The sequence below is a fragment of the Brachyspira innocens ATCC 29796 genome (assembly GCF_000384655.1).
GTDB classification, from domain to species: Bacteria; Spirochaetota; Brachyspiria; order Brachyspirales; family Brachyspiraceae; genus Brachyspira; species Brachyspira innocens.
Map to the genome: position 1 here is coordinate 1 of NZ_ARQI01000055.1, position 9,500 is coordinate 9,500.

The 9,500-nt window shown below is 27.3% G+C and carries 6 protein-coding genes and 2 pseudogenes; 6 read left to right on the top strand and 2 right to left on the bottom strand.

Annotation, left to right across the window (positions count from 1 at the left end):
* The 3 genes and pseudogenes from F811_RS16670 to F811_RS0101140 form a co-directional block, all read left to right on the top strand.
* Nucleotides 1-359 (top strand): annotated as a pseudogene (locus tag F811_RS16670) (Rpn family recombination-promoting nuclease/putative transposase); the annotation flags it as partial.
* A gap of 70 nt (nucleotides 360-429) precedes the next feature.
* A complete protein-coding gene (locus F811_RS0101135) occupies nucleotides 430-1,887 on the top strand; it encodes a tetratricopeptide repeat protein (RefSeq protein ID WP_245555818.1) in 1,458 nt (485 codons plus the stop codon).
* A gap of 220 nt (nucleotides 1,888-2,107) precedes the next feature.
* Nucleotides 2,108-2,611, top strand: coding sequence for a flavin reductase family protein (locus F811_RS0101140; RefSeq protein WP_020003472.1), 504 nt, complete (start codon nucleotides 2,108-2,110; stop codon nucleotides 2,609-2,611).
* Between the two features lie 110 nt (nucleotides 2,612-2,721).
* Here F811_RS0101140 and gdhA read toward each other — a convergent pair whose 3' ends face one another.
* A complete protein-coding gene (gene gdhA / locus F811_RS0101145) occupies nucleotides 2,722-4,062 on the bottom strand; it encodes an NADP-specific glutamate dehydrogenase (RefSeq protein ID WP_020003473.1) in 1,341 nt (446 codons plus the stop codon).
* Nucleotides 4,063-4,253: 191 nt separating this feature from the next.
* On the opposite strand from gdhA, the gene F811_RS0101150 reads away from it, so the two are divergent.
* The 3 genes and pseudogenes from F811_RS0101150 to F811_RS15935 all read left to right on the top strand — a co-directional run.
* Nucleotides 4,254-4,796 carry a BspA family leucine-rich repeat surface protein gene (locus F811_RS0101150; RefSeq protein WP_020003474.1) on the top strand — a complete coding sequence of 181 codons (543 nt, stop codon included), beginning with the start codon at nucleotides 4,254-4,256 and terminating at the stop codon, nucleotides 4,794-4,796.
* Between the two features lie 118 nt (nucleotides 4,797-4,914).
* Nucleotides 4,915-5,166, top strand: a complete 252-nt coding sequence (locus F811_RS16905) for a hypothetical protein (protein WP_020003475.1) — start codon at nucleotides 4,915-4,917, stop codon at nucleotides 5,164-5,166.
* Nucleotides 5,167-5,184: 18 nt separating this feature from the next.
* A pseudogene (locus F811_RS15935) lies at nucleotides 5,185-6,081 on the top strand (M20 metallopeptidase family protein); the annotation flags it as partial.
* 80 nt (nucleotides 6,082-6,161) lie between these two features.
* On the opposite strand, the gene F811_RS0101160 reads toward F811_RS15935, so the two are convergent.
* A complete protein-coding gene (locus F811_RS0101160) occupies nucleotides 6,162-9,272 on the bottom strand; it encodes a type I restriction endonuclease subunit R (protein ID WP_020003477.1) in 3,111 nt (1,036 codons plus the stop codon).
* Nucleotides 9,273-9,500: the final 228 nt, after the last annotated feature.

Below are 9,500 nucleotides of genomic sequence, written 5' to 3' on the forward strand. Positions count from 1 at the left end.
TAATGGAAGAAGTGCAGAAAAAATATAATAATTTTGTTAAAAGTAGATTAATGATGATGGAATATGAGAAAAAAGAAGCATATTTATATGGAAATCAAATAATGCTTGATGAGGAGAGAAGATTGGGAATAGAAGAAGGAATAAAAATGGGTAGAGAAGAGGGCAGAGAAGAAGGTAGAGAAGAAGGTAGAGAAGAAGGTAGAGAAGAAGGTAGAGAAGAAGGTAGAGAAGAAGGTAGAGAAGAAGGAGAAAAAAATAAAGCCATATCTATAGCAAAAAGTTTAAAAAAATCAGGTTTGGATGCAAAATTTATAAGTGATAATACAGGATTGAGCATAGATGAAATAGAAAATTTATAGAATGATAACTTTATATTTTAATTTTTTATGTTGTGGAAATTAGAAATATATAATATTAATAAGAGGAAACATGATGAATATAATTGAAGAAATAAATCAACTGCATGAAAATGATGAACATGAAAAGATTATTGAGATTATAACTGCAATCTCAAATGAAGAAAGAGGCAGTGAACTTTTTAGTCTTCTTGCAAGAGCTTATAATAATATTGGAAAATATGATGAAGCATTAGATAATTTAATGTATATAAGAGAAGAAGGCATTGATGATGCTTTATGGAATTATAGGGTAGGATATGCTTATTATTATAAAGGAGATAAAGAAAAAGCAGAAAATTATTTTAAAAAGGCTTATGATTTGAATAATGAAGATATTGATGCTTATAATTTTTATATGCTTTGCTTAGAAGACAGAGATGATGGAATAAATTTTGAAGAGAGAGTTAATAGATTTTGGAAATGGTTTGAAGAAAATGAGAAAGTTATATCAGATTTTATAGATAAAAAATCTGATATGTCATCAGATGAAATAATTGAATTTGTTTCTGATGGTGTAGCTTTAATATCTAACAATTTACAGTTTAGTTTTGGCGGTGATTATGAGTTTACATTTACTGTAGAAGGCAAGGAATATTTATTTTATCTTACTCCTAAAGTAGTGGCTGCTATGCCTAAGAAATTAAAAAGCAAATGGAAATTTTCTCCTTATATGCCAAAGCAAGATATAACTAATTCTAATTTCAAAATGTATAATAAAGATTTAAGCTTTAAAGAAATTTTAGTATACGCTGAATATGATGATAATACTAATTTCTTTAATTTGAAATTCTATAATAAAAAATTAAATGAATTAGAAGAAGATTATGCATATAATGCTTTTTATATAATGCTTGAGCATGCAATAGGTGAGAATATATTAAAATTATATTTATTAGGAAATGTTGAAAAAAGTGATAAAAAACTTGATAACATGATAGAGCTTCCAAAACTTTATGACTTTATAACAGATACTTTAAAAAGTAAAAATAAAGATATTATTGTAGATCCTATTAATAGATATACAGTTTATGAGTGTAAACCTACAGACAATTTCTTTAGAGAAGATATATTCATTGGAAATACTTGTTATATGGAGCTTATTAGTGATTATGCTAATTATAATATAGATGCGGTTGTTAATATTTCTAAAATGGGGGCAAGAGCTGTATATTTAGCCTATGTATTTACAGATAATAAAGATAATAATTTTGAAGATGAAGATATAAATAAAAAACTCCTTGATGAAAGAAATAAAATTACAGATGAACTTGAAAGTATTATGGGTGAAAAGGGAAGCGGTAAAGAAATAGGTATAGTATTGGGTAATGCATTTGGCGTAATTGGCGGATATATAGATTTGCTTTTATACAATCAAGATGAGTTTATAAAGAGAGCTCAAGATGTATTAAAGAATTATAATTATAAATTTAGACTTCTCAAGTTCAGACAGTATTCAGATATTATAAAAACTTTTAATGAAAATGTCTAATATTTAAAATGTGAAAAATTAATGCAGTTGGCTATGTTTAATACTAACTGCATTTTTTATTTATCTATAAGTATAATTAATAAATCTATATCATTTAAAAATATATTTCTAATACTTAATTTAATGCTTTACTGAAAGTTAGTTTCTTACTTTTTGGTTCGTACTTGTTTTTTATGATGAAGTTATTATAATTTTAAATATTTTTAATAAGGAGTATTTCATGGAAAAAATAAATTTACCTAAAGCCTCAAAAATTACTTCTCCAAATCCTGTGGCAATAGTATGTACTCAAAAACCTGACGGCAGTACAAATCTAGCAACCGTATCTTGGTATACTTATCTATCTTACAATCCAAATATGATAGCTTATGCAATGGCTAAATCTTCTTACAGCGGTGAATTAGTTAGAGAAAATAAAAAAGTTGTAATTACAATTCCAAGCGATAATATTAAAGAAATAGTTATGAAATGCGGCATGCATAGCGGAAGAGATACTAATAAAATATCAAAATTTGAAATAGAAATGCAGGATATTCCTACAAGCAATATAAAAGTTCCTCTTCATAGTGCCGCTGCAATACAATGCAAATTAAAAGAGTATATTGAAACAGGAGATCATTATTTATATATATGCGATGTTGAGGAAGTATATGCTGATGATAAAGAAAGGGCTGTATTTTCTTGGGAGGGTTACAGTAAAATAGCATCAGCTAAAGAGGCATAATTTTTTGATATTTGATGAGTTATATTTAGATTGTTTTGGAACTATTTTAAAAAAACATAATGCTGTCAGTAATTTTTATACTAACAGCATTATCAAAAAACTATAAAGTATTAAACTAAACCGTAAGGTATCATTATATCAGCTACTTTAACAAAACCAGCTATATTAGCACCTTTCAAATAGTCACCTTTACAGCCGTATTCTTCAGCAGTTTGATAACAAGTATTATGAATATTAGTCATAATATTTTTAAGTTTGTTATCAGTATAATCAAAATCCCATTTATCCATAGAAGCATTTTGCTGCATTTCCAAAGCAGAAGTAGCAACTCCTCCTGCATTTGTAGCTTTTCCAGGTGCGAATAATACGCCAGCTTTTTGGAATATTTCAACAGCTTCAGGAGTAGCAGGCATGTTAGCTCCTTCAGTAACAGAGATACATCCGTTTTTAACTAATGTTTCAGCACTTTTAGCATTAAGTTCATTTTGAGTAGCACAAGGCATAGCAATGTCGCAGGCAATATCCCAAATATTTCCGTTTTCTATATATTTAGCTGAAGAATGTGCAGAAGCATATTCTTTAATTCTTTTTCTTTCTACTTCTTTTAAGCGTTTAACAGTATCTAAATTAATACCATTTTCATCATAAATAACCCCGTTAGAGTCAGAACAAGCAACAACTTTAGCACCTAATTGAGCAGCTTTCTGCATAGCATATATAGCAACGTTACCAGAACCAGAAACAACTACTTTTTTACCTTCAAAACCATTTTTGCCATTAGTTTTAAGCATAAGGTCAGTAAAATATACAAGTCCGTAACCAGTAGCTTCAGTACGTACCAAAGATCCGCCGTATCCTAAACCTTTACCTGTTAATACACCTGGTTCAAATCTATTTTTAAGTCTTTTATACTGTCCGAATAAATAACCTATTTCTCTTCCGCCAACTCCTATATCTCCAGCAGGTACATCAATATCATAACCTATATGTCTGTGAAGCTCTGTCATAAAGCTTTGGCAGAAACGCATAACTTCATTATCGCTTTTTCCTTTAGGGTCAAAGTCAGAACCGCCTTTACCGCCGCCTATAGGTAATCCTGTAAGAGCATTTTTAAATATCTGTTCAAAACTTAAAAATTTAATAATACCTAAATAAACAGATGGGTGAAAACGAAGTCCGCCTTTGTAAGGTCCTATTACACTTGAAAACTGTACACGGAATCCTCTATTTACATGTATTTCGCCTTTATCGTCCATCCAAGGAACTCTGAACATTATTTGTCTTTCAGGTTCGCACATTCTCTCAATTATTTTTTGTTCAACATAATGAGGTTTTTTCTTTAATACAACTTCCAAAGTACTTAATACTTCTTTTACCGCTTGGTGAAATTCTGCTTCTCCAGGATTTCTTTTTACTATTTTGTTATAAATAGCTTCTAATTGTTCATTCATAGTTAATCCCCCTATTATTAATTTTTATTTGCTGAAAAATATTATACACTAAACAGTATTATTGTCAATAGTAATGTTATCGGTTTTTTATTAAATTGATATTTTTTTTTATAAATTTATAATTTTTATATAAAAAATTGAAAAATAGTTTAGAATACTTTATTTTATAAAAAAATTAAGGATATATTATTATGACTAGAGAAAAATATAAACCAGAAACAAAAGAAGAATTAATAGATTTAATAGAGAAAAAAGTAAAATTTAATAAAATAGATACAAGTCTTATAACTGACATGTCTGGAATTTTTGAGAATTCTATATTAAGAAATTTCAGCGGTATTGAAACTTGGGATACATCTAAAGTAGAAAACATGATAAGTATGTTTGAAGGGGCTCAAAGTTTTAATCATGATATATCTTGCTGGGATGTGTCTAAAGTAAAAAATATGAAAAGTATGTTTTGCCGTGCTTTAAAATTTAATCAGCCTTTAAATAACTGGGACGTTTCTAATGTTACGAATATGGAAAACATGTTTAGGCTTACGAAAGTCTTTAATCAGCCTTTGAATAATTGGAATGTTAGTAAAGTAAAAAATATTGATGGTATGTTTTGGGCGGCAGAAAGTTTTAATCAGAATTTAGATTCTTGGGTATTATCAAAAAATGCAAAGATGTATATGGCTTTTTACTGTTCAGCTATGAATGATAATACACCTATTTGGTATAAAAATTAGAATTGATTTATGATAGATTTAAGTTTATAAATTATAATATTAGTAATAATTATTGACTTAATAGTAATTACTTAATATACTAAAATAAAAAATATCAATGATGCAGGGTTAATTAAAAATGGATTATAAAAAACTAAATGATATTATTATTTCTATGAGAAGAGATTTGCATAAAATACCCGAAGTTGGTACAGAACTTCCTCAAACAAAAAACTATGTTATAAATAAATTAAAAGAATTAGGACTTTCTTATAAAGAGTCTTCAATCGACAGCGGGCTTGTATGTGATATAGGAAATAATGATGATAATAAAAACATAAAAAATATAGCAGCAATTAGGGCAGATATGGACGCTTTGCCTATAGAATAGGAAACAGGATTTGATTATGCTTCTAAAAACGGTAATATGCATGCATGCGGACATGATGCCCATACGGCATGTCTGCTTGGTGCTGCTTATTATTTAAGTGAAAATAAATCAAGAATAAAAGGCACTGTAAGATTAGTTTTTCAGGCAGCAGAAGAATTAGCAGTGGGGGCTAATAATATGCTTAATTCTGGTTTGCTTGACGGAGTTAATGCTATAGTTGGTACTCATATAGGAACTTTGGCTTCTAATGTTCCTAGCGGTGAGTTTGTATTAAAAGAAGGTGCTTTAATGGCTTCCAATGATAGAATATTTATAAAGGTTATAGGAAAAGGCTCACATGGTGCTTATCCTCATCTTTCTGTTGATCCTATATTAACAGCAAGCCAGATAATACAGGCAATCTATAATATTAAAAGCAGAGAGATACTTGCAACTGATCCAGTAATAATTTCTATATGTATGGTTCATGCTGGAAGTCAGTATAATATAATACCGTCTGAAGTTAATATCGAAGGAACTTTTAGAACATTTAGTGAAGATACTAGAGTTTTTATAACTGATAGAATAAAAGAAGTAGCTAATTCTATTGCTAGTGCTAATAGGGCAGAAGCTGAAGTTATAATAAAAAGGCGTGGTGCTCCTGTTATCAATAATGCTGATATATACAAAGAGCTTGATGAAGTATGCAGTAGTCTCAACTTTAAAAAGGCTTCTCATTATGAGCTTTCTATGGCAGGTGAGGATTTTGCTGATTATTTAGATAAAATTAAAGGAGCTTTTATATTATTTTCTACAGCTACAGAAAAAAATATAGCTCATCATAACAGCAAATTTGAAATAGATGAATCAAAATTGTATCAGCCTTCTGTACTTATGAGCGAATGGGCTATTAAACATTTAGAATTAAACAGTTAATAAAATATAATAAAAATTATACTTTTTATATTTTTTTAATATGAAAAGTATAATATGCTTAATAAAGTATTTAGAATATATTATATTAAACCTGAATATTTTTCAAAGAAACATTGAAGCTTTTCTATAACAATTTGTTTTTTCTCAATTTTATTTCCATGCTTGCTGAATCTTGATATTGGCGGAAGTATTTTATCAATATCAGTTCCTGAAGTTATTATTTCTCCATATTCAAAACAGCTTTTTATAAAATTATTTGTTTCTTCTTCTTTTAAATTTTCTTCTTTAATTATTTCTATTAAATCTTTTTCTTTTTCTTTTCTTACATATTTGTAGAATTCTTCTTGAATATCTGTTTCATCAGTATTCATTTGATTAATGAAATTTTCAATTAATTCTCTTTTACTTCTTAATTCAATACCAGCATTAATTAATTTTCTAACATATTCTATTATAGTAGCCTTATCTTTATTTTCATTTTTGTATTTTGACACTATCATAAGTATATAATCAATATTTACTTCAATTTGTTTGATAAGTTCTACTTCAAATACTACATCATCTTTAATATTTTCTATTTCAGGATTATTTTTATCTTGCTTAGATTCAATATATAAATCAGAATATTTTCCTCTATAATCTTGAAAATCTATATCTGACATTATTTTTTCTCTGTCTTCTCTAAATCTATCAAAAGCAGAGAGTGTATTTATTATTTTTAGGAAGTCCCCAAATAATTTAATAAATGTTTTTTTATCTTCTTCTGTGCTAATAGCTTCATTAATAGGAAATTGAGTTTTAAGTAAATCAGCAATTTCTGCGTATCCTAAAACATGCTCGCCATTTTCATCGTAGCCATTAAAATAATCTTTATAATTTCTTAATAATGCTATAGAGTTAGCATCTTTATCACCAAAAACAGAAAGAGCTTTATTTGTATTTTCTTCTAAGTTTATAAAAGAAACTATATTTCCAAAAGTTTTAACAGAGTTTAAAATTCTGTTAGTTCTTGAAAAGGCTTGTATAAGACCATGCATTTTTAATTTCTTATCAACCCATAAAGTATTTAAAGTAGGAGCATCAAAGCCTGTTAAAAACATATTAACTACTATTAAAATATCAATTTGATTATTTTTCATTTTCATTGAAACATCTTTATAATAATTTTCAAATTTATCATCAGATGTATCATAATTTGTCTTAAATATTTTATTATAATCTTTTATAGCATTATCAAGAAACTCTTTTGAATCTTTATCAAGGTTTTTAGCTTCAAAATTTTCCTCTTGAATTGTATCATCATTATTATTATTATCATTTTGTACAAAACTAAATATTGTAGCTACTTTCAATTCTCTTTCAGTTTCTTCTATTTGTTTTTGAAACTCTTTATAATATTTTTTGGCAGCTTTTATAGATGATACAGCAAAAATAGAATTAAAGCCTTTAACTGTCTTTTTCTCTTTTATCTCTGCAACAGTGTTATACTTTGATTTAGCCATTGCCTCTACATTCATAATAATATCATAACTATAACATGAATCATTTGCATTTCTATAGGTTTTTTGCTCAAAATGATCTAGTATGTATTTTACTATTAATCTTATTCTTTCATCATTTAAAAGTATATCATCTGTATTTATTGCCTCAACTTTTTTATCTTCAAAATCTTTAACTTCTTTTACAGTATTAATATAATCAATACGGAAAGGCAGAACATTTTTATCACGAATAGCATCTACTATTGTGTAGGTATGAAGTTTTTCTCCGAAATAATTTTCAGTTGTTTTTAGATTTGGATATTTTTCATGGTCTTTATCTTTATTTATAATAGGTGTTCCAGTAAATCCGAATATATTATAATTTTTAAAAGTTTTTTTTATTTTTTCATTCATATCGCCAAATTGAGAACGATGGCATTCATCAAAAATCATTACAATATGCTTTTTATAAACTTCATGATTTTCATTTTTCTGAATGAATCTTGATAATTTCTGAATGGTAGTAATAATTATTTTTGCATCATTATCTTCTAATTGTTTTTTTAATATATTTGTTGAAGTATTGCTATTTGCGGCACCTTTTTCGTATTTATCATATTCTTTCATTGTTTGATAATCAAGGTCTTTTCTATCAACTACAAAAAGCACTTTATCTACAAAATAAAGATTTTTAGCTAAAGTGGCAGTTTTAAAACTTGTAAGGGTTTTTCCGCTTCCTGTGGTATGCCAAATATAACCGCCTGATTCTTTTTTGGATCTTATTTTATGATTTTCAGATATTATAATTTTGTTTATAATCTTCTCTGCTGCTGCAATCTGATATGGACGCATAACTAATAATTTTTTATCTGAAGTAAATACACAATATTTAGTTATTATATTTAGTAGAGTATGCTTGGCAAAAAAAGTTCTTGTAAAATCAACTAAATCTGGAATAATTTTGTTTTCAGCATCTGCCCAAAAGCTTGTAAACTCAAAAGTATTTGATGTTTTAACTTGATTCTTAGTATTATCCAGATGAAGGTCTCTTGTGGTGTTTGAATAATATTTGGTATTAGTGCCGTTTGATATTACAAATAATTGCACATATTGATAAAGCCCAGAACCTGCCAAGAAATTTTCTTCTCCATATCTGCTTATTTGATTGAAAGCCTCTCTTATATTAACGCCTCTTCTTTTTAGCTCGATATGAACCATAGGCAAGCCATTTATTAAAATAGTAACATCATATCTTGCTTTTTTTTCTGAGAGTGTTTCTTTGTATTGATTAATAACCTGAAGATGATTATTATATATATTATCTTTATCTATAAGTTTAATATTTTTATTGTATCCGTTTTCTAAAGTTATAGATTGAATATAATTTTCCTGTATTTTTTCAGTTTTTTTTATTATATTATTTTCATTACCATTTGCTATAGCAGAATTAAAGAAACTATTCCATTCAGTATCAAAAAAAGTATAATTATTTAATTTTTCTAATTGCGTTCTAAGGTTTTTAATCAAATCATTCTCATTTTTAATATTTATATATTCGTAACCTTGTTGTGTAAGCTGTTTTATAAATTCTTCTTCAAGTTCTTCTTCGCTTTGATATTTAGTTCTTGTTCTCTCTACAGGTATATATTTAGCAACAACAGTACTTTCCTCAGACATTTTAATGATATCAATGTTTTCTTTATTTTCCATAAAAATAACCTCTTAAATTTTATTATACTTGCTTTATATATAGCAATGTAGTATGCAGATTCATCTTACACAACATGCTATACGCGATAATTATTCTTTAGTTTCCTTTTCTTTAAATGTCAATAATTTATCTCTATAATATTCGTATTGTTTTCTACGCATATCAATCTCCGCAGGCAGCCCTCTAGTAATGTCATTACATAAAGTGTCGAAACGGTCAAGTATTTT

What these genes read in the sequence shown, in the direction of transcription:
- F811_RS0101160 (WP_020003477.1), bottom strand. Translation starts at nt 9,272, where the DNA reads ATGGAAAATAAAGAAAACATTGATATCATTAAAATGTCTGAGGAAAGT.
- gdhA (WP_020003473.1), bottom strand. Translation starts at nt 4,062, where the DNA reads ATGAATGAACAATTAGAAGCTATTTATAACAAAATAGTAAAAAGAAAT.
- F811_RS0101135 (WP_245555818.1), top strand. Translation starts at nt 430, where the DNA reads ATGATGAATATAATTGAAGAAATAAATCAACTGCATGAAAATGATGAA.
- F811_RS0101150 (WP_020003474.1), top strand. Translation starts at nt 4,254, where the DNA reads ATGACTAGAGAAAAATATAAACCAGAAACAAAAGAAGAATTAATAGAT.
- F811_RS16905 (WP_020003475.1), top strand. Translation starts at nt 4,915, where the DNA reads ATGGATTATAAAAAACTAAATGATATTATTATTTCTATGAGAAGAGAT.
- F811_RS0101140 (WP_020003472.1), top strand. Translation starts at nt 2,108, where the DNA reads ATGGAAAAAATAAATTTACCTAAAGCCTCAAAAATTACTTCTCCAAAT.